The 20,708-nt window shown below is 42.5% G+C and carries 22 protein-coding genes; 3 read left to right on the top strand and 19 right to left on the bottom strand.

The window, feature by feature from the left end; translation table 11 throughout:
* Positions 1-140: 140 nt before the first annotated feature.
* The 13 genes from lptB to typA form a co-directional block, all read right to left on the bottom strand.
* The gene (gene lptB, locus RMX69_RS08735) at positions 141-869 is read right to left on the bottom strand and encodes an LPS export ABC transporter ATP-binding protein (RefSeq protein ID WP_289796586.1); all 729 of its coding nucleotides are present in this window, start codon (positions 867-869) and stop codon (positions 141-143) included.
* Positions 870-899: 30 nt separating this feature from the next.
* Positions 900-1,397, bottom strand: coding sequence for an LptA/OstA family protein (locus RMX69_RS08730; RefSeq protein WP_094351304.1), 498 nt, complete (start codon positions 1,395-1,397; stop codon positions 900-902).
* Between the two features lie 303 nt (positions 1,398-1,700).
* The gene (locus RMX69_RS08725) at positions 1,701-2,093 is read right to left on the bottom strand and encodes a DUF309 domain-containing protein (RefSeq protein WP_322637194.1); all 393 of its coding nucleotides are present in this window, start codon (positions 2,091-2,093) and stop codon (positions 1,701-1,703) included.
* Positions 2,090-2,455, bottom strand: a complete 366-nt coding sequence (locus RMX69_RS08720; protein ID WP_099100573.1) for a ferredoxin thioredoxin reductase catalytic beta subunit — start codon at positions 2,453-2,455, stop codon at positions 2,090-2,092. Before RMX69_RS08720 ends, RMX69_RS08725 begins: the two co-directional genes overlap by 4 nt.
* Positions 2,456-2,661: 206 nt before the next feature.
* The gene (locus tag RMX69_RS08715) at positions 2,662-3,822 is read right to left on the bottom strand and encodes a DUF58 domain-containing protein (protein ID WP_322637193.1); all 1,161 of its coding nucleotides are present in this window, start codon (positions 3,820-3,822) and stop codon (positions 2,662-2,664) included.
* 297 nt (positions 3,823-4,119) lie between these two features.
* On the bottom strand, positions 4,120-4,275 hold the full coding sequence (locus RMX69_RS08710; protein ID WP_322637192.1) for a hypothetical protein: 156 nt from the start codon (positions 4,273-4,275) through the stop codon (positions 4,120-4,122).
* Positions 4,276-4,335: 60 nt separating this feature from the next.
* Positions 4,336-4,530: a hypothetical protein gene (locus tag RMX69_RS08705; protein WP_322637191.1), complete on the bottom strand. Its 195-nt coding sequence runs from the start codon at positions 4,528-4,530 to the stop codon at positions 4,336-4,338.
* Positions 4,527-4,787: a hypothetical protein gene (locus RMX69_RS08700; RefSeq protein WP_322637190.1), complete on the bottom strand. Its 261-nt coding sequence runs from the start codon at positions 4,785-4,787 to the stop codon at positions 4,527-4,529. The genes RMX69_RS08705 and RMX69_RS08700 overlap by 4 nt, the downstream gene beginning before the upstream one ends.
* Positions 4,788-4,976: 189 nt before the next feature.
* Positions 4,977-5,261, bottom strand: a complete 285-nt coding sequence (locus tag RMX69_RS08695; RefSeq protein WP_289796581.1) for a hypothetical protein — start codon at positions 5,259-5,261, stop codon at positions 4,977-4,979.
* On the bottom strand, positions 5,251-5,547 hold the full coding sequence (locus RMX69_RS08690) for a BrnT family toxin (protein WP_322637189.1): 297 nt from the start codon (positions 5,545-5,547) through the stop codon (positions 5,251-5,253). The genes RMX69_RS08695 and RMX69_RS08690 overlap by 11 nt, the downstream gene beginning before the upstream one ends.
* 262 nt (positions 5,548-5,809) lie before the next feature.
* Positions 5,810-6,997 carry a caspase family protein gene (locus RMX69_RS08685; protein ID WP_322637188.1) on the bottom strand — a complete coding sequence of 396 codons (1,188 nt, stop codon included), beginning with the start codon at positions 6,995-6,997 and terminating at the stop codon, positions 5,810-5,812.
* A gap of 10 nt (positions 6,998-7,007) precedes the next feature.
* Entirely contained in the window at positions 7,008-7,382 is a 375-nt protein-coding gene (locus RMX69_RS08680; RefSeq protein ID WP_289796577.1) for a hypothetical protein, read from the bottom strand.
* A 272-nt stretch (positions 7,383-7,654) separates the two neighbouring features.
* Complete coding sequence (typA, locus tag RMX69_RS08675) at positions 7,655-9,445, bottom strand: translational GTPase TypA (protein ID WP_289796576.1); 1,791 nt, start codon at positions 9,443-9,445, stop codon at positions 7,655-7,657.
* Between the two features lie 475 nt (positions 9,446-9,920).
* Here typA and RMX69_RS08670 point away from each other — a divergent pair, with 475 nt between their 5' ends.
* The 3 genes from RMX69_RS08670 to RMX69_RS08660 all read left to right on the top strand — a co-directional run bounded on the left by RMX69_RS08670 (position 9,921) and on the right by RMX69_RS08660 (position 14,153).
* On the top strand, positions 9,921-11,291 hold the full coding sequence (locus RMX69_RS08670) for a serine/threonine-protein kinase (RefSeq protein WP_322637187.1): 1,371 nt from the start codon (positions 9,921-9,923) through the stop codon (positions 11,289-11,291).
* Between the two features lie 83 nt (positions 11,292-11,374).
* Positions 11,375-12,835, top strand: coding sequence for an ABC transporter substrate-binding protein (locus RMX69_RS08665; RefSeq protein WP_289796574.1), 1,461 nt, complete (start codon positions 11,375-11,377; stop codon positions 12,833-12,835).
* 265 nt (positions 12,836-13,100) lie between these two features.
* Positions 13,101-14,153, top strand: a complete 1,053-nt coding sequence (locus RMX69_RS08660; RefSeq protein WP_289796573.1) for a hemerythrin domain-containing protein — start codon at positions 13,101-13,103, stop codon at positions 14,151-14,153.
* An 81-nt stretch (positions 14,154-14,234) separates the two neighbouring features.
* On the opposite strand, the gene RMX69_RS08655 is transcribed toward RMX69_RS08660, so the two are convergent.
* From RMX69_RS08655 to RMX69_RS08630, 6 genes are all read right to left on the bottom strand, one after another.
* Positions 14,235-15,419, bottom strand: a complete 1,185-nt coding sequence (locus RMX69_RS08655; protein WP_322637227.1) for a M20 family metallopeptidase — start codon at positions 15,417-15,419, stop codon at positions 14,235-14,237.
* Between the two features lie 467 nt (positions 15,420-15,886).
* Complete coding sequence (locus tag RMX69_RS08650) at positions 15,887-16,450, bottom strand: pentapeptide repeat-containing protein (RefSeq protein ID WP_322637186.1); 564 nt, start codon at positions 16,448-16,450, stop codon at positions 15,887-15,889.
* Between the two features lie 388 nt (positions 16,451-16,838).
* Positions 16,839-17,159 (bottom strand): type II toxin-antitoxin system RelE/ParE family toxin, encoded by a 321-nt coding sequence (locus RMX69_RS08645; RefSeq protein ID WP_322637185.1) that lies wholly within the window; start codon positions 17,157-17,159, stop codon positions 16,839-16,841.
* Positions 17,156-17,410: a type II toxin-antitoxin system ParD family antitoxin gene (locus RMX69_RS08640; protein ID WP_322637184.1), complete on the bottom strand. Its 255-nt coding sequence runs from the start codon at positions 17,408-17,410 to the stop codon at positions 17,156-17,158. Before RMX69_RS08640 ends, RMX69_RS08645 begins: the two co-directional genes overlap by 4 nt.
* 25 nt (positions 17,411-17,435) lie before the next feature.
* Positions 17,436-17,600, bottom strand: coding sequence for a hypothetical protein (locus RMX69_RS08635; protein WP_322637183.1), 165 nt, complete (start codon positions 17,598-17,600; stop codon positions 17,436-17,438).
* Complete coding sequence (locus RMX69_RS08630; protein WP_322637182.1) at positions 17,587-20,697, bottom strand: eIF2A-related protein; 3,111 nt, start codon at positions 20,695-20,697, stop codon at positions 17,587-17,589. Before RMX69_RS08630 ends, RMX69_RS08635 begins: the two co-directional genes overlap by 14 nt.
* Between the last annotated feature and the right edge of the window lie 11 nt (positions 20,698-20,708).

Here is a 20,708-nt window from a genome sequence, read left to right as displayed (position 1 = left end):
CCCTGGCAAAGCAAAGCATCTCTACTGTATTTAAGATCAAAATTAAATTCTTAATGGCTAAACATTAGCTAATAAATTTATGCTGAAGAATCAAAAATCAAAATATCCTTGGAAATTTTCAAGTCTAAATTGATAATAATTTAGACTTGAAAATTATCCCCTAAATAATATTGCCGCACAAGGGGATTGCTGTAGAGTTCGTCAGCAGCGCCAAAAGCGAGAATTTGTCCCTCACGCATGATGTAGGCGCGATCGGTGATCGCGAGGGTTTCACGGACATTATGATCTGTAATTAAGATTCCCATACCGCGATCGCGCAGTTGTGCTACGATTTGTTGAATTTCTGAAACTGCGATCGGATCGACTCCCGCAAATGGTTCATCCAAAAGTAAAAATTTTGGACCTTCTTGTCCAGCAGCTAAAGACCTTGCTAATTCCGTCCGCCTTCGCTCACCACCAGAAAGTTGAATTCCTTTACTCCTAGCTAATTTTTCCAACCGAAACTCCCGCAGTAAAGTTTTGAGTCGCCTTGCCCACTCCCAACGTGGTACATGAGTTTGCTCTAGTACTAACAGAATATTATCCTCTACCGAGAGCTGGCGAAAAACACTTGGTTCTTGTGCTAGATAACCAATACCCAGTCGTGCCCTTTTATGCATTGGCATTCCCGTCACGTCTACATTACCCAGCCAAACTTTTCCTTGATTGGGTTTTTCTAAACCTGTGGCAATGTAAAAAGTCGTGGTTTTACCAGCCCCATTGGGGCCTAGTAAACCAACAATTTCGCCCTGAGCAACTGAAAGATTGACACGATTGACAATTACTCGCTTGCCGTAAGATTTGTGAATATTCTCTAAAACAATTTTCACGCTGGAAGCACCCTTTCTTGGTGGTAAATGCTAATTAGAAGGCTTCAAAGGTGGTGTTTGTGGGGCAGGTGTCGCAGTTTGTCCGCTATTATTTGATTCCTCGATCATGTAGATGGACTCTACCTGACGGTTGGATTGGGGTAAAGCAACAAATCGCCCTTCATCGATTAAATAGGTTACTTTCTCTGCTCGGATACTGTTACCGCCCTGTTGCAAAATATAGACGTTACCACTGAAATCAATTCGGCGTTCCTTACTAAAATACTGTGCTTGGGCAGATGTTGCCTGAAGTTGACGAGCCGGATACAACATTTGCACATTACCACGAGCGGTAATTACTTGATTTTTAGCGTCATATTCTTGCACATCAGCGCGGATAGTCAGGGGGCGATTTGCCTGAGATGTTTGTGCAGTAGCGGTTTGCACTTGGGTAGGGAAGGCAAAAGCGCCCAAAAGTGCAGCTGGCAGCATTAAAGCTAATCCAAAGCGACGCATTTGGGATATGGGTAATTGATAGCAGGGCATCATAGCAATTGGGGATTTAGGATTTCAGCTTGCATTCTAATTATCTCAAGTACTTTATCCAGATATGAAGTATACAATCTGGAGTGATTGCCGATAACTACTGGCTGAAATAGTGACGCTAGCCCCAACCTCAAGGTTTCAGGTAATTAATATCTGAGTGAAATCGATGTAGGCACAATATTCTTCTTTTAACGGAGACACTACGCGTAGTTTGCTTCCACGTAGCGGTACGGGAAGTCGTCAGCTAGATGAATTTTGCCTACCAAGGATTTCGGGCAACGCAAATTAATTAATTTCACCTGAAGTTTAATCAGTCGCTAGCACAATTCTAGGCAAAGATAAGACTTGATTTTCGCCCAGATCGCCAGCGGCAATTTTATCTGGCCCGATTTGTTGTAAATTCGTCAACAACACTGCGCTCTGGTTCAATAGCTCATCTACGTCAACGCCGCTGTAACTAGATGGGTAACGGCGTAGGCGATTGCTGCCTTCTCCCAATAGAATTACAGCACCTCGCCAGTTCCGATTTTCCAAATGATACAGCGCTACAGCAATTTGGAGAATGCCTTGATAAAAGCTTTTTTCTGGTTCGCTAGCTTCAATCCACAAAGCCTCTAAAGTGTCATGACAAGCGTAGAACTCTCCAGAATTGAACTGTTCTACGCCTTGCCAAAACTCTTGGGGGATGATTTCGCTCATCCCATGCTGTCTCGTACTTCTTTGATTGTTTCTAGAGAGATTTCTTGTTTGTCTCCAGCAAACTCGTTGTCAGGGGTGAGGAATAACATGCAATGACACTCTTTGCGTTCTCTCATTGGCACACAAGGACAGTTCCAATATGTGGCGTGAATCTCAGCTTCTTTATCTTCGTAATGGCGACAAGGACATAAAGGCGCACCCAGGTCGTCTTTATGTTTGGCTAGTCCTTCAATCACGACTGCGGTGACAGAAGGTTCAGAACAGAAGTATGTTCCAGTACGCTTGGCGTATTGTTCGGAAAAATGCCGCATTGCCTCTAGGCTTTTATCGCTGGATTTTGTGTTATGTTCTGATGCGATCATGTCGTTCATAATTTAAATATTTCTTTGCATTGTACCTCAGCCTCATGTGGGGATTACTGGGTGTATTTCCCCAACCTTACCTGCTCAAATTGTTTTACATTTGCTCAAAGGCTGATATATCCGGTGTTCTGGGATCAGAGAAAATCTCAGAAATCGCAGAAGCTGTACTTGTCAGCAGTCTTTGAAATTATAAAATTTGAATTGATTTATGAATGTAATGTTTTTTGTAGCTGGGGTTGCAGTTGGCCATCGCTTTGCAAAACTATACCAGGGTGTTCCCAATTAATTACCTCTGGTTCTGCTGCTGAGGAGATATTTGGCCACAAAACCCAGCGACTACCTTGAGGAAGAGTAGCAAGGCTCAGAGGATTCTGAGTTAGCCAAATCAAGGGATAGCTTTTAGGAACAACTGAACTGGCATCTTCTAAGGCTGCGGTTGCTGCTAAGGTTTCTAGAACAAAGCGATCGCCTTTAATTAAATTTGTTGATGCTGTCCATAGTTGCACCTGTAATTGTTGTTGCTGTGCATAAAAATACAGTGATGCTGCGGCAATTACTGCTTGTTCAAAGTTTTCTTCTTCCCAATTGCTAGCACTGTCAAGGGCAATAACTATTTCTTGTCCACCTGTTACCATCTCTAACTCTCGCACCCTTAATTCGCCATAGCGGGCGCTAGTCCGCCAGTGAATCAGACGGGTGGGATCTCCTACACGATAAGGACGGAGCGATCGTACCAGTCCGGTTGTCGCTGTTTGCAAGGGTTTACCACGAGGATCGCCCCTTTTGCTCTCTTCTTGTCCCATTTCATCTACTAAGGGGCAGGTAGCCAAGGGTAACACTGTCGGATAAACGATCGCAGTAGCAGCACAATCACGCTGACGGCGACACCAGAACAACCCCAAAGGCGCACCAGAACCTAGTTCAACTGTGTGCCAGCGATAAACACCCCGGCGCTGAGTCGGGTGGTAATATACCCAACGGTAACTACCTTGGCGAGGAATTGTTTCGATTGCCTTTTGTACTGGTTTCCCTAAGACGAAGGGCAGTATATCTTCAACTTGCAATAAGCTTACAGGCTGCTGTGTCTGATTGCAGATTTCTAATTCCACCGTTAGATCGTCACCTGCTGACACTGGTTGCATAGGACGGCGAGTGATGGATAGACCTGTGAGCGATCGCGGCGGTAAGATGGCTGCTACACCCAAAAGGGCAAAACTGATGCCGCTAATGGCGTAAAGCCAACCAGCCATCGTATTGATACCTGCGCCAAAAAAACAAATAGCCGTTGCTGCTAGTACCCAACCGCCATAAGCAGGGGCACTGGCGCGAGTTTCTAACCAATTGGTGATGGGTTTGATGATTTTCATGTTTCTTTTTTAACCCAACACCACCAGAAATTCACAGTGTTTCAGGGATTTACCAAAAAAATCTGTAGTTACGAGGCTTGTTGAAGTTAGTAGAAAGTTTAGAAGCCGAGGATATCGCAAATGAATTAGTGTTTCTAAGAAAATATATTGATAATTTTTAATCGGCGATCGCTTTGTGTGAAATATGTAAAAGAGCGATGTCTACGACGGGCTACACCTACGCGCAGGTCATTCAAACAGACATCCATCCTAGCGTTGCTAAACCTCATCTAAATCGTGATTTGGTTACTCATTGCTTTAGACTGAGATAATTTCAAAGGTGTCTTGATGACCAATTCGATAAAATAAGAAATCAGAATCGAGAGTGAGAATTTGACGATAGCCTGTCTTTTCAGCAGTCAAAACCAATGTTGCATCTGCTAAATCCATTGGGCGATCGCGGTATTGTTCCATCAGCGCCAACAAACGGCTGTAATCACTCTCCTGAATCTCGTAAACTGTCAGCAGTTTATTTCAAAGAAGCTGCCCCAACTGTTTTTGCATTTGCCAGCCACCACGATGCAGGGCAAGATACATGGCTTCTGTCAGGCATGACCAGGTTGTAACAAGAGGCTTTGCCAAATGCATCACTGCGATTTTATAAGCATTGTGCTGAGGTTGAGTGCGATCAACTAAACACAATAAGACTCCTGCATCGCACAGGATCATAGCTCTAGCCCTTGTTGCCGATATTTGTTGAGTAAGAGTTGCTGATAATTACTGACTGCTTCAGGTGGAGATACCTCTAGGGAATCCACAGCCTCAAACCATTGTGACCATTTTTCCACAAGTGGTTCATCAGGCTGACTGTCAGCAATTTTAACTTGATGTTTGTGGATCACAAAATCAATGAAATCGGTCACTTCTTGCAGGAGTGGTTCGGAAAGTTGCTGCAATTTTGCGATCGCAGTTTCACGAATAGTCATGATAATTGCCTTTTTCAGTCCTCTTCATTTTGACTCAAAAATTTGACTAATATGCACGACAAGGGCGATCGCACTGTAAACCTATGCTGCTAATTGGCGATCGCAGTTTCACGAATAGTTATGATAATTGCCTTTTTCAGTCCTCTTCATTGTTACTCAAAGATTTGACTAAGGGCGATCGCAATTGCACTATTTTTGAGTAACTTCACTGAGGGCTTCATGGATAACCTCATCGCTAACACCATGACGCTTCAAGCTAGCAATCAGTGCTGAGATAGTATCATCCTCTAGTCGTTCCAGATCAACTCTTAGCCCTTGTCCAATATAGGCACGAACTAACGGCTGATAGCCAGAAAATCCCAGTAATGGTGCTATTCTTTTCAAATCTTCAATGACATCTTCGGGAATACGAATTGTGATTGTAGTCATTGGACGATTTTTATCGAGTCGCTTTTTCAGTGCTTCAACCTTCATAATATTCTCGCTCCTTACGTGTAGCTTTACGAGCTGAAATGATCCGAATTATGTCGTTTTCACGTTCAATGTAGACGACATACAGAAGATTCCACCGTCTGTCTAAGCCAATAACAGCATCTCTTTGTTCATCATTGCGACTTGCATCAACAACCACTAAAAACGGATCGAAAAATACCTCTGTGGCTTGCTGAAATGTCACGCCATCATGATTGCTAGGATTTATCCAAGCTTTTTCTTCGTTCCAAACGAAAGTGACACCATTAAGCACGAAATACACATCCATACCTTACATAGTAGGCATTGTGTATTTACGTTGTCAATACGTTTTATGAAACAGAGATATTTCCGTAAGAGCGAGCGCACTCTAAATCTATGCTATGGTTTGGCGATCGCAATGTCACAAATAGTTACGATAATTGTCTTTTTCAGTCCTTGTCATTTTTACTCAAGGATTTGACTAAATGTACGGTAAGTGCCAACACTTACATCTTTATCTAATCTGCTTATTTTAATGAAGTTCTCATGACTTAATTGACTGATAAAATCTAGGCTAATTTCTCCGAGTCTTTACAATTAGGACAAATAGAAACTTCAGTAAAAGAACCAAATGGAGTTCTTACGCGTTTGCGAACTTCTCTCGATCCTTTGCAAGCTTGACATACAAACTGTGCCTCGATTTGTTGCTTAATCGGCAAAATATTATCGTCTTTTAACCCTAAAAGCTCTTGAAGCATATTCATTTCTTTACAGGCTTCCTCACTTAAAGGATATTCATGGTCTACTTCTGCAATTAAAGCTTCTCGATAGGTTTGTAAATTCTCTAATCGCTCCTGATAAGGGCGTAATACCTCGGTTTCAATTTCAGCAGCTTCTTCAGAGGTCAAGCCTAACTGCTGCCTCAGTGTATTCAGAACAGCCCGACCAGCAGGTCGAATAGTTCCGACATTTGCATAACGTGAAGTGGCTTTCCGATATCTCAACTTAGGGTCAGTAACTCGTGCTTTAGAAAGAACAATTTCAAACCCCTTGTCTTTAAGAACAATAATCTTCGGGGTCATATTGGGGGCAGTTTCCTGCACCTTGCTGACAGCATACTCATGCAATTCCAGTACCGAAACAAAGCCATCCTCATCGCGATCGCCTGCTCCTGTTTCAATCCCCTCCACTAGATATCTGGTGTAAATCGATAAGTCTGATCCCTGCTGCTCAAAGGAATACTGAGTTGAACTGGAGGAAGTGAGTACCACTCGCCCTTCAGATCCGAGTTGTGTTTGCAAGTCAACTAATCCATCATCTTTGGCTTGTAAGGCAGGATCGAACGCTCCACTAAAGCAACAGTCTAAGATAATTACCTGCCGTTTAGCACGGCTATTGTTCATGATTTCTTGAACAAAGTTGGCAGGTACAGATGTTGACCGAATCAACTCCCCTTTGGAATTCTTGCGAGTTATCGGAGTTGCAAAATATAGCTTGCCACCATCATCTTTGATGCCATGTCCAGAGAAAAATAGCAACACAAGATCGTCTTTGGCTCGACCTGAAAACAAGGTTTCAATCTCAGATTCCATTGTTTGTCGGTCAGGATTAAGAAGCGCTTTCACGTCATCAAATCCGCCCATTCCCGAATCTTTCAAAATCCGTTGCAACGCCTCAATATCTTTGACAGCCGCAGGTAAAGGATTTAGTTCTGGCTCATACTCACTGACTCCAATCAGCAATGCTACCTTTGCCATCTTTTCCTGTCTATACTGCAATAAAATCTTCGGCTGCTTTGATGGCGGCTTCTAGTTCTTCCCGACTGTGTGCTTTCACCGACAGTTTTTTGCCGTTGGCTTCCACCGACAATTCAATCGGTTTACCACCGAGGCGATCGCCCAGAAATCCCACTAACTTTTTTGCATTGGCTGTATTTACCTCAGCCATTAACAAACCCACCAGAAACCCGCCTAATGCTTTGTTGCCTTCTGGTGGGTTGGGATCAAGAACACGACCAACTGCATCTAATTCGTCAATTTGCTTAAGTTCAGTAATTAGTCGTTGAACCTGCTCGTCCTTTTCTTCCGCGTCCAAGTCAGGGTCGTTGAAGGCGATCGTAAATTTAATGTTATTTGCGGTCATGCTGTACTAATAAAAGCTTAGTTAGTTTTTTTATAAAGACTGACAATTATATTTATTTATACCAATAAAAACCTTATGTTCTAATGAACATAACGAACATTTGTATAAATCTTCATAGAAAACAAATTTGTCTTTTGGGATACAAGTACGACAAACAATACCAGATAGTTTCGAGGAATTGAGCAACTTAAAAAAGACATACACGAGATATAACCAACAAAATAAAAAGCCCACATCAGTGGGCTTTCTAAATCAATAAGTTATAGCTTTACTTACCGTTTCGCCAACTTCTTCGACATCTTCCGCAGACGAATTGATTGGGGTGTAACTTCTACCAATTCATCGGGGCCAATGTATTCCAAAGCACGCTCTAGGCTCATGTCTATCGGTGCTTGCAGTTGCACTAGTTCATCGCCACCAGCAGCGCGGTGGTTGGTTAACTGCTTGGTTTTACAGATATTTAGTTCCAAATCTTGGGAACGATTGTGTTCTCCCACAATCATGCCTCTGTAAACCTTTGTGCCGGGAGTAATAAAGAATGCTCCTCTATCTTCGGCATTTCTCATGGCGTAGAAGGTAGAAACGCCTTCTTCAAAGGAGATTAAAACGCCTTTGTTACGTGCTTCAATGTCACCACTAAGTTGACGGTAGTCTAAGAAGCTGTGGTTCATGATGCCTTCGCCACGAGTCATCCGCATGAATTCACCCCGGAAACCAATCAAACCACGGGCGGGTATGACAAACTCTAGCTGAGTGCGATCGCCACTACCTGGTTGCATATCTTGCATTTCGCCTTTGCGTTGTCCCAGGCGTTCAATACAGCTACCCACAGCATCAGCAGGAATGTCTAACACCAAAAGTTCGTAAGGTTCGCAAGGTTGACCGTTGATTTCGCGGTAAATTACCTGTGGCTGAGATACCTGAAACTCGAAGCCTTCCCGGCGCATGGTTTCAATTAAGATACCCAGGTGGAGTTCTCCACGACCGGAAACGAGGAATTTATCGGGAGAATCGGTTTCTTCGACCCGCAAAGCAACGTTGGTTTCGAGTTCGCGGAATAGGCGATCGCGTATTTGACGAGAAGTCACCAACTTACCTTCTTGACCAGCAAAGGGCGAATCATTCACCCAGAAGGCCATTTGCAAGGTTGGTTCATCCACTTTAATTAGTGGTAAAGCTTGCGGTTCATTGGGGTCAGTAATCGTTTCTCCAATATAAGCATCCGCGAAACCAGCCACCGCCACAATATAACCTGCGGTTGCTTCTTCCATCTCTACGCGCTTCAGTCCATCAAAGCCCATCAATTTGGTAATTTTACCCTTGACAATAGTGCCATCTTCTGTTACCAAAGCGGCTTGTTGTCCTGAGCGGATAGTACCGTTGTGAATTCTGCCAATGACAATCCGTCCCAGATATTCAGAATAATCTAGGGTTGTGACTTGCAATTGCAGAGGCTTATTGCTATCGCCTACTGGTGGTGGAACGTGTTGCAGAATCGCATTAAATAGGGGTTGCATATCTACCGATTCTGCTTCCAAGCTTTCCTTGGCGAAACCTGCCATACCGGAGGCAAACAGGTAGGTAAAATCACACTGGTCTTCATCTGCCCCTAATTCCAAGAACAGATCCAATACTTTATCAACAGCAACGTGGGGGTCAGTTTTACCACGATCAATTTTGTTGATAATAACGATGGGGCGCAGACCTTTTTCTAAGGCTTTTTTGAGGACAAAGCGGGTTTGGGGCATGGGGCCTTCATTGGCATCGACAATCAGAAGACATCCGTCAACCATGCCGAGTACGCGTTCAACTTCGCCACCAAAGTCAGCGTGTCCAGGAGTATCAACAATATTGATTAGTGTTTCTTTGTAGCGAACTGCTGTATTTTTGGACAGGATAGTAATACCCCGTTCCCGTTCTAGGGCGTTGGAGTCCATAACGCAATCCGGAACGTCTTCGCCTTCGCGGAAAATGCCGGATTGTTTGAGGAGTGCGTCAACCAGCGTGGTTTTGCCGTGGTCAACGTGGGCGATAATGGCGACGTTGCGAATTGGGAGCGTCATAGAAGCTTTTGGTGAACTCTAGAGGGTGTTTATAAGATTTACAATTTGAATGCTAGGCTGTTTTAACAGAATTGGGGATGATCGGCAAACTCTGTAAAGAACCTTTAATAATTCTAGCGTAATCGTCACAATTGCGGGGAGTTTTGTAAACCCCACAATGGAGAAGTATGGTAATTACGGCGTTGCTGGGATGAAAAAAAGCTTCTGTTACAAACAAATGTTCCGTAAAGGGCAGTATTGCTTTTGAGAATTGCGGTTGATTTGCAAAGAGAAATGAGTCCTTGATATGCTTTAGTAAGAAGTGCGAACTTTGGCCAATAGAGATAAAGTTGCTGACTGCTAAAGGTGATTTCGTGTTTGGGATCAAAGGGAAGCGATCGCTAGGCAATTATCATTGTCTATGTAGAGACTTTACAATGCAGCGCCTTTAGTTAAGGTATATTCTAAAAACTAATAAAATGACAGCGATAATTATATGGTCTGCTGCCTAAATCCTAATTGCGAGAATCCCCAAAATCCTGACGGGGCAAATTTCTGCCTCAGTTGCGGCACAGAGTTGGTATCACTATTGAGAAATCGTTACCGAATTATCACACCATTAGGGAGAGGAGGGTTTGCACGCACATATATCGCACAAGATATAGACAAGCTCAATGAACGATGTGTTGTGAAGCAGCTGGTTCTCAGTCAATTTTATGGCAGTCAGGGTAGTCAGGCACATAAAAAAGCGACTGAGTTGTTTGAACGAGAGGCCAAACGTCTCCAAGAACTAGGAGAACATGTCCAAATTCCCAATTTGTATGCATATTTTAAGGAAGCTGAATATCTGTATTTAGTGCAGCAGTTTATCGAAGGGCAAAATCTGTTGCAAGAGTTAAAACAGCAGGGAGTTTTTGATGAAGCCAAGATTCGAGATTTTTTAAATGATTTATTGTCTGTACTGGTAGACATACATCAGCAACAGGTCATTCATCGAGATATTAAACCAGAAAATATTATTCGCCGTCAAAATGATGGGAAGTTGGTACTTATTGATTTTGGGGTGGCAAAGCAAAAAGCGGAACCGACAAACACTACGGTGGGGACAATTATTGGTTCATTAGGTTATGCACCAATTGAGCAAATGCAAGCGGGTAAAGTTTTTCCTTCCAGTGATATCTACAGTTTAGGAATAACTTGCTTTCATCTGCTGACGAATATTCCTCCTTCGAGTTTGTGGATAAAACAAGGCTATGGTTGGGTTTCTAGTTGGCGGCAACATTTAACGCAACCCATAAGTCAGGAATTAGAGATGATTATTGATAAGTCACTACAAGAAAATCACGAACAGCGTTATCAATCTGCACAGGCTGTCTTACAAGACTTAAATAAGTTGCCACCGCTAAGGTATACATCGGCTCCTACAGTTATTCCACCTACTCTGCGCTCAAAATCGCAACCACAAAATCAACATCAATCAACTCGATATCTACCACAATTATCTAATATTAGATTATTGTCTGGAGCAATAATAACTGGATCGGGTAGTTCATTTTTAGCGATCGCACTTATAAGTTTTCTTGGAACGTCTTGGATTAGCTCTGGATTGTGGTTGCTAATTTTAGGAGGATTAGTCTTTGTTCAATCTCGTCCGCTTCTCGAAAAAGCTTATTTAATTTTTATTGCTATCATAGCAAATTTACTCATTGTCTTGATTTTCAGAAATCTCCTAACCAATAATCTTTTTGTAGCTGGTGTAAATGGATTGCTGCTAGTAGGATTACTAGTTATTCTTGCAGGTTTATTGACAGTTATTCTTATGGTTGTGTCTGAAATAATCAACAAACTTATTTCTCAATATTTTTAAATCGTTGGTAAATTGTTGGTCTTGCTCAATTGTCAGAAATCTCTTTGTTTCAGATAAATTTTGTAAAATTTGGGTAATTATTTATGACAAATAAAAAAGAAAACTTCAGACTGCTTATTTCTCTAGGTCTGGCTGGGGTAATGGTAGCAGCTATTTTATGGTTAATTAGCAAAGTTTCTTCTACTATCATCAAAACATCATCAAACCCCACATCTACTATATCTTCATTTACAAATAAGCCTTCAATAATGAATTTGGGTACAAGGATTTTGTTGAAAGTGCAAACATACCCTGAGAAAACAGATGGAGTTAAAGCTTTTGCTGAAAAAGATTTTAACACTGCTGTTAACAAGTTTACCGCTTCACTAAAAAATAATCCTAATGACCCGGAAACTTTAATTTATTTAAACAATGCTAAAATCGCACAAGATAATTCGGACACTCTCAAAGTTGCTGTTATAGCATCAATTAACTTTGATCCTAGTTTATCAGAAGAAATTTTGCGTGGTGTAGCTCAAGCTCAAAATGAAGTTAATAACCAAGGAGGAATTAATGGTAAGAAGCTGCAAATTGTGATTGCAAGTGCTGAAAATAGAGAAGATTTTGCTCGACTAGATAATGAATTAGTTCAAGACAAAAGCATTGTGGCAGCAGTGGGGGTTAGACGTAACACCGCAATTTATAATCAGAATCGCTTGGTGTTAGTCTTACCCGTTGAGCGGCCAAATCAAGCCGAAAATCCCGAAAAATTAGATAACAATTCCATAAATAATCAGCCTAATAGTTCTCCAACTAACTACTTATTTCATATAAATCCGCTCTATGAGAATTTAGTAGATAATCATTCTCGCTACATTGCTCGACAAGCAAGAAATGTTGCTATTTGTGGCGATGTTCGTAGCTCAAGAGATACTTCAACCCCTTCATCAAATCAGATACTTGTAGAACAGTACACTCAAGCTATCAAGAAATATGGCAGCAACGTTATTAGTACACCTTGTAATTTAGCAGATAAGAATTTTGATCCTAGAGCTTTTGTAGATAAAGCCATAGAAGACAATGCAAGTGGCTTTTTATTAATGCCTTCAATCAGAAATATATATTTTGCCACCAAAGTAGCACAAGAGGTTAAAGGTAGAAAGCCACTGTTTGCTTCTGAAACTATGTACAGTGCAACAACTTTACAAAATGGCAAGGATCTCGAAGGAATGGTGTTACCTGTGTATTGGCATCGTGATGCTAATAAAGATAATCCCTTTGCGAAAAATGCCTTTCAGCTTTGGAATGCACAAGTAAATCAGAGAACGGCGGGAGCTTATGATGCACTCCAAGCAATTGTTGCTGGCTTAAAACAAGACAGCACCCGCGAAGGGTTGCAAAGGGTATTGTCCAATCGCAATTTTTCAACATCTGGAGCAACGGGAACGATTAACTTTTTGCCCTCCGGTGAGCGTAAAGGAGAAGCAATGCTAGTCAAAATTGAGCGTTGTGAGTCTTGTTCTAGTGGGACTGGTTACGATTTTGCCCTCTTGAATAAGAAGTAGTTTTTTTGATGTTAATTTTCATTCCAAAGATATAGATTACTCCTAAATTGGTAATCTATTCAATTTGAATGTCATACTAAACTGCTTGATTTGATTGCAACCATAAATTAAAGCGATCGCTTCAATTTTTCTGTAACGAAAAGTTTTATTTCTCTACCCAGAGTTGTGAGAGCGATCGCTCAAAAGAAAGATGGAATCTCCCTAACCTCTGTGTCAAGGTTATATCAAGTAAGAATTACGAACACTTTGCCGACGGAGAACACAGATGGTAACTACTTTAGATGATACGAAACGCAATGCTATTGCTGTAAAACTTGCAAGTCTTAAAGCCCTGCAACAGTTGGTCATCGAAAATGAACAATCGCTTTTGACACAAGGACTTGATAGCGAAATTGCCGATCGCATCCGAAATTTTATCAAAGATGATGAAAAAAACCTTGGTGTTTTAGAAACCGTAATTGGTCAATATGGGATTCAGGCAGAACCCAAAAAAAATGTTACACAATTCATTGAAAAAGCTCGTGAATTGTTCAAAGGTTCTGAGTTGAGCCTGTATGAAAAAGTCTCTCAGCATGAATTACTGAAACATCAAATAGTAATGAGTGGCTTGATAGTTCACAAAGCTGCTCAAAAAATTGGTGCTGATGTGTTGCTAGCGATCGCACCTTTGAATACTATTAACTTTGAGAACCGCGCTCACCAAGAACAACTCAAAGGCATTCTGGAAATTCTGGGTGTCCGCGAACTCACTGGACAAGATGCAGATCAAGGAATTTGGGCACGTGTTCAAGACGCTTTGGCCGCAGTCAGTGGTGTGGTAGGTAGTGCTGTCACCCAAAACAGCGACAAAAAGGATCTAAATATCCAAGATGTCATCCGCCTCGATCACAACAAGGTAAATACCCTGTTCACCGAACTACTACAAAGCAACGATCCACAGAAGATCCAAGAGTATTTCGGTCAAATTTACAAGGATTTAAGTGCCCACGCTGAAGCTGAAGAGGAAGTAGTCTACCCAAGAGTACGTCCTTTCTACGGTCAAGATAACACCCAAGAATTGTTTGATGAACAAGCTCATGCCAAGCAAGCATTAGAAGAAATTAAGGCTCTTAGCCCATCTTCACCTCAATTCAAAGAAAAAGTTAAACAGTTGATGGACGCGATTGGCGACCATATTCGTCAAGAAGAAAGCACAATGTTTGCTGCCATTCGCAACAACTTAAGCAGCGATGAAACCGAACAACTGGCGACTGAATTCAAAGCCGCTAAGACCCGAATTCAACAAAAGCTGGGTGTTGTAACTGAATCGAATGTATAGGATGCTTTCGGACTTTCTATATCCGCTAAAAAAGCTTAATTAAACAAAAACTCCCAGTATTTATCTGCTGGGAGTTTTTATTTACAAATTTTGCTGACAGTATTTATAAGCTGTGTATGCCATAGTGACAACCCCGGTGATAATAGCAGATTCATCGACTTCAAACTGGGGATGATGTAATGGGTGGTTAATGATTCTTTCTTTATAGCCGACACCCAAGCGAAACATAGAACCGGGGACGCGTTCCAAATACATAGAAAAATCTTCAGCACCAAGAGACGGTTCGGGTAGTACTTGAACGCGATCGCTACTCCAAGCTTCTTCTGCGGCTGACTGTAACAATTGCGTCAGGGCGTAATCATTTTGGACGCTGGGTACACCTTGGCGATAATTGACTTGATACTTTGCTCCGTAAGTTTGGCAAACATTAGATACAATGTTTTCAATCCAGTTTGGGAGATGGGCACGGGTTTCGGGATGAAGCGATCGCACTGTTCCCAATAACTGCACTTTATCCGCAATTATATTCGGCGCTCTGCCACCATTAATTTTCCCGATACTTAATACTACAGGGCGCAAAGGATTTTGTGTCCGGCTGATGGCTTGTTGCAGCGCAGTAATAACTTGGCAAGCAATCCAAATCGCATCAATCGCCTCATGGGGACGCGCCCCGTGTCCAGATTCTCCCATAATCAGAATCTCTAAATCATCAGCTGCGGCTGTCAAAGCCCCGTAACGCACACCAATAGAACCTGCGGGTATAGAAGGGAAAACATGAACCCCTAATACAGCCGAGACATTTTCCATCGCTCCATCTTTCACCATCCAGCTTGCCCCTTGGGCAATTTCTTCAGCTGGCTGAAATAAAAACCGCACTTTCCCACCCAACTCCTCTGCCATTTGAGACAGCACCATTGCCGTTCCTAACCCCACAGTGGTATGGACATCGTGACCGCAAGCGTGCATAATACCATCTGCACGAGAGGCATATTCTAAATTAGTGCCCTCTTGAATTGGCAAGGCATCCATATCAGTGCGAATTGCCAATAAACGGTCATTTTGGCCAGTGCCTTGGAGTTCTCCAATCACGCCCGTTTTACCAACTCCCTCTTGTACATGCAGCCCACTAGAAGACAAAACACCAGCTACGAAAGCTGCTGTTTGGTACTCCTGACCGCTGAGTTCTGGGTGAGAGTGGATGTGGCGGCGAATTTCAATTAAGCGAGGCGCTAGTTTTGCTGCTAAGTCTTTTATATGGGTAAGCATCGATTCAATTAATCTATAGGCTTTTTTCCCATGATAAAGAACTGTTAACAAACAAAATGCTTTTGCTATACAAGAGACTTCTTGCATAAGTCGGGAAAAGGGAGAAAGGTTTGGTATTTTCCCTTTCCCCTTTAACATGCACCCTTTTCCCACCTCTTGCAAAAAGCACTTTTGCAAGAGACTCCATGAGCTGCGTTCACAAGGAACAATGAAAATGTCTTTTCCTCCTGCCTCCTGCCTTCTGCCTCCTGCCTTATTTTCAAGGCAGGTCTAAGGAGTGTTGATAACAAGCAGGGGAGCAGAGGAGCAGCACTTCTCTACGTTCGCGCAGCGTGTCGCAGACAGAGGCTGCGCCCGAAGCGAAGCTATGCCGCAGGCTTTACGGCTACGCTCTGTTACCGAGGAGAAGTTGCAGTAATTTTTTCCCCTCTGCCCTCTGCTCCTCTGCCTCTTTTCAATGCCCCAGTTTATTTTGAGTAGCAGGTTGTGGCTAAAGTATTTTCGGGTTTGTACTCGTTACATTCTCTGGAATTTGGACGCTCTAACGACCAGCCATAGGGTTTGTCGGAGGTGACGACACCATTAGCCAGAGTTGTTAGTCGGTAGTTAGCACCCCGAAAATTAGTAAATTGCAATTTGGCATCTTTTAAGTTTGCTGCTTCTAAATTGGCACTGATGAAGCCTGCAAAAGACAAATCGGCATTTTCCAGGGATGCTGATTTTAAATTTGCTCCAGTTAAAGAAGCACCATTGAGATTCGTCGAAGTTAGAACCGCACCTTCTAAATTTGCACCGGTGAGATCGGCATTTGTGAGATTAGCTTGAGATAATGTAGCGCCGCTCAAGTCAGCCCCTCGCAAATTTGCTCCAGTTAGATTCAGCTTACTTAGGTCAGCACCACTCAAATTACACCGAGGACAGGCACTTGTTGCCTTCAACTGATCCAAGTCTAGCTGATTTAACGCAAGAGCCTGCTCTGCAAACCCTAAACAAGCTAACAAGGAGACGGTAGCAACAATCTTAAGTTTCATATTTTTTACTGATATTTACAAAAATGACAAGTTACGAACATCACGTACTGTCATCCTTACATATACTGCTTCTCTAAGGAAGTACAGGGATGAAGCATTGATTAAGAAGCTGTAAAAATACCATAAATTCTAATAGTAAGACTACTCAAACGGAAATATAAACTATAGAATCAAATCGTAAGGAACTATACCGAACCAATTATAGACTACCAAATATGTGATCCCCCTAGCTCGACGAAAAATACGACTAGGGGGATCTTGTTTTTAGGCACTTGATTGACAACAAAGGCAGAGGACAGGAGGGATTTATCCCAATATCAGCAATTCTCAATTTAGGAAAACTTCCCCAAAGTGCGTTCACGGAGTGACTCTGAAAGAGTATCGCCCCTTATCCGTCACCATCCAAAATGCTGCTAATGTCTTGTGTTGCGTATAGGATTCGCACAACCTCAATGGCATCCTCCCATACAATATAAAAAATCAGGTACTTCCGGTAGTGTTTCACTGCCCACTTTCGTAGTCCCTGCAAACGAGGATTGCTAACGGGATAAAGGCTACCCACTTCTGGCATTTTGGCAAGTTGGGCAATAGTCATCCGAGCAGAATCGAAGAAATGCAAGGCAGCTTCAACATTATTTTCTGCAATGTACGTAAAATGGTTATCTAAATCTTGGCTTGCCAATGGCAAGATGATGATGCGTTTCGTCATGCATCTGGCTGCTGAAATTGTTCAACTAGCTGAGTACGCTTCTGATCCCACCAGTCATCGGTTGCAACAATTGCTTCTCCGCTATCTAACCCCTCTAGCAGCAGCACCTCAACCCGGTTTTGCTGGGCAACCCGCACCTGTTCCCGCAAAATCAATTGATAGATATACTCATGCGGTGAGTTAAAGCCTTCTACTTTAGCTTGCTCTTCGACAAACGATTGAACCTGCTCTGGCAGAGAAATATTCAGCATTCGCAACCCACCTCATAACATCGGGTCATCTGTTTTCAGAATAGCTATAAATATAGTTATACAACGAGTCAAAGGGCGATCGCTCCTGAAGTATCCCCAAAATGCGATCGCCCTTTCTAAAAGTTGTTCTCAGTATACCAATCGCCCCTGAAGTTTCCCCAAAATGCGATCGCCTTTTAAGTTTGCCCAAAGCGCGATCGCCTTTCAATACAGAATTCGCACGCTTTCTTTGCTATATCTGTTTCAGGATTTTTGAAGATGGGATGGTAACGCAACCTGTTACACGCCACTTGGAGATAATCTTGCCAATTTTCGCAGTCGTGGTTACGAATGTCCCATAACCTCACTGTCGTGTCACTACTGCTACTTACAATGTATTGTCCATCAGGGCTAAAGGCGACTGATGTCACATCATTCTCATGTCCCTTGAACGGTTCACCAATCGGATTACCCTTATTATCCCACAACCGCACTGTGCGATCGCGGCTGCCACTTACAATGTATTGCCCATCTCGGCTAAAAGCAACTGAGGTCACATCATTCTCATGTCCCTTGAACGGTTCACCAATAAGCTTACCCTGCTTATTCCACAACCGCACTTTGTTATCGCGGCTGCCACTTACAATGTATTGTCCATCCGGGCTAAAGGCAACTGATGTGACAGCATCTTGATGTCGGAAGAGTTGACCAATCTGCGTCTTCGGTGGATAGAAATATCTAAACACCAGCCAAAATGGGAAGAAATACATTCGGGCAAAAATATCTCTTATAAAAGTCCAATATAATTCTATTATTATGCGGAAGTCCCAACTAAACTTAAACGAGCTTTTCTTGGGCATTCCCCGCAAATTCCACAACTGGAAAGTCAAGTCCTGACCAGTACTGACTATTTGTTTGCTATCTGGACTAAATGAGACGGATGTAACACTACCCTGATGACCTTGGAAAGGCATACAAATCAGCTTATCCTGCTTGTCCCACAACCGCACCTTTTTATCTTCGTGACCAGTGATAATGTACTTACCATCGGGGCTAAAGGCGACTGATGTGACAGCACCCTTCATTTTAAACCAAGGACTGAACCAACAGATAGAAACGACCAACGTAAGAACCATCCAAACAAAATAAAATGAATTCAAAATCATTTTATTTTTAATATAGATAGAAGCAAAATAAAAAATACCATACGCATAATAACCGTAACCTATCGAGGGTAAGACAAGCGAGTAAATAGTGATTATCCAGTTACTTTGCAAGTTACTAAGACAAAGTTTAAGAAGCAAAATAACTGGTTGCCAAGACACCTTTTTCTTATGCTTCTTGGGAAAAAGCTGACCAATCAAATTGCCTTGAGTGTTGCAGAATAGCACCGCCCCGTCCTGACCGCCACTAGCAATAAACGTGCCATCTGGACTAAAGGCAACTGCACAGACAGACCCCTGATGCTCCTGAATGGGTTTGCCAATCGGGTTGCCCTGAGTGTCCCAGAGCCGAACTGTACCGTCTTTACTGCTACTAGCGATCAAATTGCCATCTGGGCTAACAGCAACGCATGTTAGCCCATCCTTATGACCTTTGAAAACGTTTTGTTCTCGGGCTGATTTTGTGGCTAGGTCTAAGCCTTGCTTAACAGAATCCAAAATATTTCCAGACGATTGCACTAACGCTAAATTTAAACCAATTGACTGGATTGCCTGAACTAAAGCATCGACAGGCTTTATTGGGAGTAAATGCCCAATCATAGTCAATCCTTCAATTAATCTTTCTCGCTGCTGTTGTTCTTCCTTTTCTTTTTCGCCGCGATAGCGTTCTTGGATACTCTGCTCGATAAATTCTTTCTCATCAATTAAGTCTTCTGGGCGTTCCTTCAATTTTTCTTCTGCTTCTGCTAATGCTGCACCCCGCAACAATGAACCCGGATCTCGCTTCGTTGCTTCCCATTGTCCCTTGGCTGAACGTAGTCGCTCTTGCCAAGCTCTAAAAACGCGGTTTGTATTCATCCATTCTCGCAGTTCTCCCCAATTGCGAATCAGAGCTTCATGGACTACCTCCACCGTTTCTTGACTGGTAGCATTGCGACTTGTCACCACCAACCGAGCATCAGCCAATTGTTTTACCAAAGACCAACTTTGCTCCCCCAATTCCGCTTTCATCGCTATGCGTCTTGTATCTTCTGCTCCCTCACCCGGACGCACTAATTGAATAAAAATCCGCCGCACTTTTTGCTTCTCATCATCTGTCAAGTTGCCATATTTCTCATCAGCATGGCGGGCTAAGGCACCTTCTACTTGACCAATTTCTTCATAGATTTTGTGAGTTAATTGTTTACCCGATCGCTTATTCCACAACTCTGTTAAAGCAAACTCTAGCAAAGGTAAATTTCCCGGTTGGTTTTCCACATCATCCAGAATGCGTTCTACCAGTCCGTCTGCAAATGTCACCCCGAATTTTTGGGCAGGTTTTTCAATGACTTGTGTTAGTTCCTCCCGATTCATCGGCCCCAGTTTCACATCACCATTTTGCAAGACATCAGCAAAGGGACGATAGGAGAGAGCATTTCCCAAAAAATCTGCCCGCATCGTTGTCACCAATACCGTAGCTGATGAAGTCAGAGAAGTAGGAGTTACTAAACTGGCTAATAAGCAGTCGAGAAACTTAAGGCGAATTTCTTGATTGTTACAGAGTGTGTAAATTTCTTCAAATTGGTCAGCAATCAGTAGCACCCGATGATTGGGGTGATTTTGCTGAATTTTAGCAAAAACATCTAAGAGAATAACAGAACCATCTTGCAAGTAACCAGCCATCTTTCGGGCTTGGGCAATTTGGTCTGTTTGATCTAATTTGGGTGTATAAAGAGGAACTAGAGCTAAAGCTAGAGCATGGAAAGGATCAAAACCAGGACGAAAGTGAGTAAACTGCCAATGACCTGCTTTTTGTAACTTAGGGACTAATCCCGCTAATACCACCGAAGATTTACCGCTTCCTGATGCACCTAGCACCGGAATAAAATTCTTGGTTTTAGTTGCACTATAAAGTTCTTCGATAAATATTTCCCGCCCAAAGAAAACATCCGCATCATTGGGGCCAAAATGAAACAACCCCCGATAAGGACAAGGCAAATATTCATCAGCAGCGTCGGTAGAATCAGACGGGACTAATCTTGCTTCTTCTCGATAGTAGTAGTTGATTATCTGTACAGGAGCGAAAGTCAAATCACGCCCAACACTATTATCCTTTAAGAGATTTTCTTGTTCTTGATATGAGTGATTTGGGACTGACTCGCTCATGATCTTGGTAT

The organism is Nostoc sp. EspVER01, assembly GCF_034530635.1.
GTDB lineage: Bacteria > Cyanobacteriota > Cyanobacteriia > Cyanobacteriales > Nostocaceae > Nostoc.
Note: the sequence above shows the minus strand (reverse complement) of the source record. Positions and strands in the feature narration are given on the sequence as shown.

Coding starts and splice junctions, on each gene's coding strand:
- RMX69_RS08690 (WP_322637189.1), bottom strand. CDS start 5,547: ATGGATGTGTATTTCGTGCTTAATGGTGTCACTTTCGTTTGGAACGAA.
- RMX69_RS08670 (WP_322637187.1), top strand. CDS start 9,921: ATGGTCTGCTGCCTAAATCCTAATTGCGAGAATCCCCAAAATCCTGAC.
- RMX69_RS08655 (WP_322637227.1), bottom strand. CDS start 15,419: ATGCTTACCCATATAAAAGACTTAGCAGCAAAACTAGCGCCTCGCTTA.
- RMX69_RS08685 (WP_322637188.1), bottom strand. CDS start 6,997: ATGGCAAAGGTAGCATTGCTGATTGGAGTCAGTGAGTATGAGCCAGAA.
- RMX69_RS08665 (WP_289796574.1), top strand. CDS start 11,375: ATGACAAATAAAAAAGAAAACTTCAGACTGCTTATTTCTCTAGGTCTG.
- RMX69_RS08710 (WP_322637192.1), bottom strand. CDS start 4,275: ATGGAACAATACCGCGATCGCCCAATGGATTTAGCAGATGCAACATTG.
- RMX69_RS08725 (WP_322637194.1), bottom strand. CDS start 2,093: ATGAGCGAAATCATCCCCCAAGAGTTTTGGCAAGGCGTAGAACAGTTC.
- typA (WP_289796576.1), bottom strand. CDS start 9,445: ATGACGCTCCCAATTCGCAACGTCGCCATTATCGCCCACGTTGACCAC.
- RMX69_RS08640 (WP_322637184.1), bottom strand. CDS start 17,410: ATGCTGAATATTTCTCTGCCAGAGCAGGTTCAATCGTTTGTCGAAGAG.
- RMX69_RS08645 (WP_322637185.1), bottom strand. CDS start 17,159: ATGACGAAACGCATCATCATCTTGCCATTGGCAAGCCAAGATTTAGAT.
- RMX69_RS08720 (WP_099100573.1), bottom strand. CDS start 2,455: ATGATCGCATCAGAACATAACACAAAATCCAGCGATAAAAGCCTAGAG.
- RMX69_RS08715 (WP_322637193.1), bottom strand. CDS start 3,822: ATGAAAATCATCAAACCCATCACCAATTGGTTAGAAACTCGCGCCAGT.
- RMX69_RS08650 (WP_322637186.1), bottom strand. CDS start 16,450: ATGAAACTTAAGATTGTTGCTACCGTCTCCTTGTTAGCTTGTTTAGGG.
- RMX69_RS08680 (WP_289796577.1), bottom strand. CDS start 7,382: ATGACCGCAAATAACATTAAATTTACGATCGCCTTCAACGACCCTGAC.
- RMX69_RS08730 (WP_094351304.1), bottom strand. CDS start 1,397: ATGATGCCCTGCTATCAATTACCCATATCCCAAATGCGTCGCTTTGGA.
- RMX69_RS08660 (WP_289796573.1), top strand. CDS start 13,101: ATGGTAACTACTTTAGATGATACGAAACGCAATGCTATTGCTGTAAAA.
- RMX69_RS08695 (WP_289796581.1), bottom strand. CDS start 5,261: ATGAAGGTTGAAGCACTGAAAAAGCGACTCGATAAAAATCGTCCAATG.
- RMX69_RS08700 (WP_322637190.1), bottom strand. CDS start 4,787: ATGACTATTCGTGAAACTGCGATCGCAAAATTGCAGCAACTTTCCGAA.
- RMX69_RS08705 (WP_322637191.1), bottom strand. CDS start 4,530: ATGATCCTGTGCGATGCAGGAGTCTTATTGTGTTTAGTTGATCGCACT.
- RMX69_RS08630 (WP_322637182.1), bottom strand. CDS start 20,697: ATGAGCGAGTCAGTCCCAAATCACTCATATCAAGAACAAGAAAATCTC.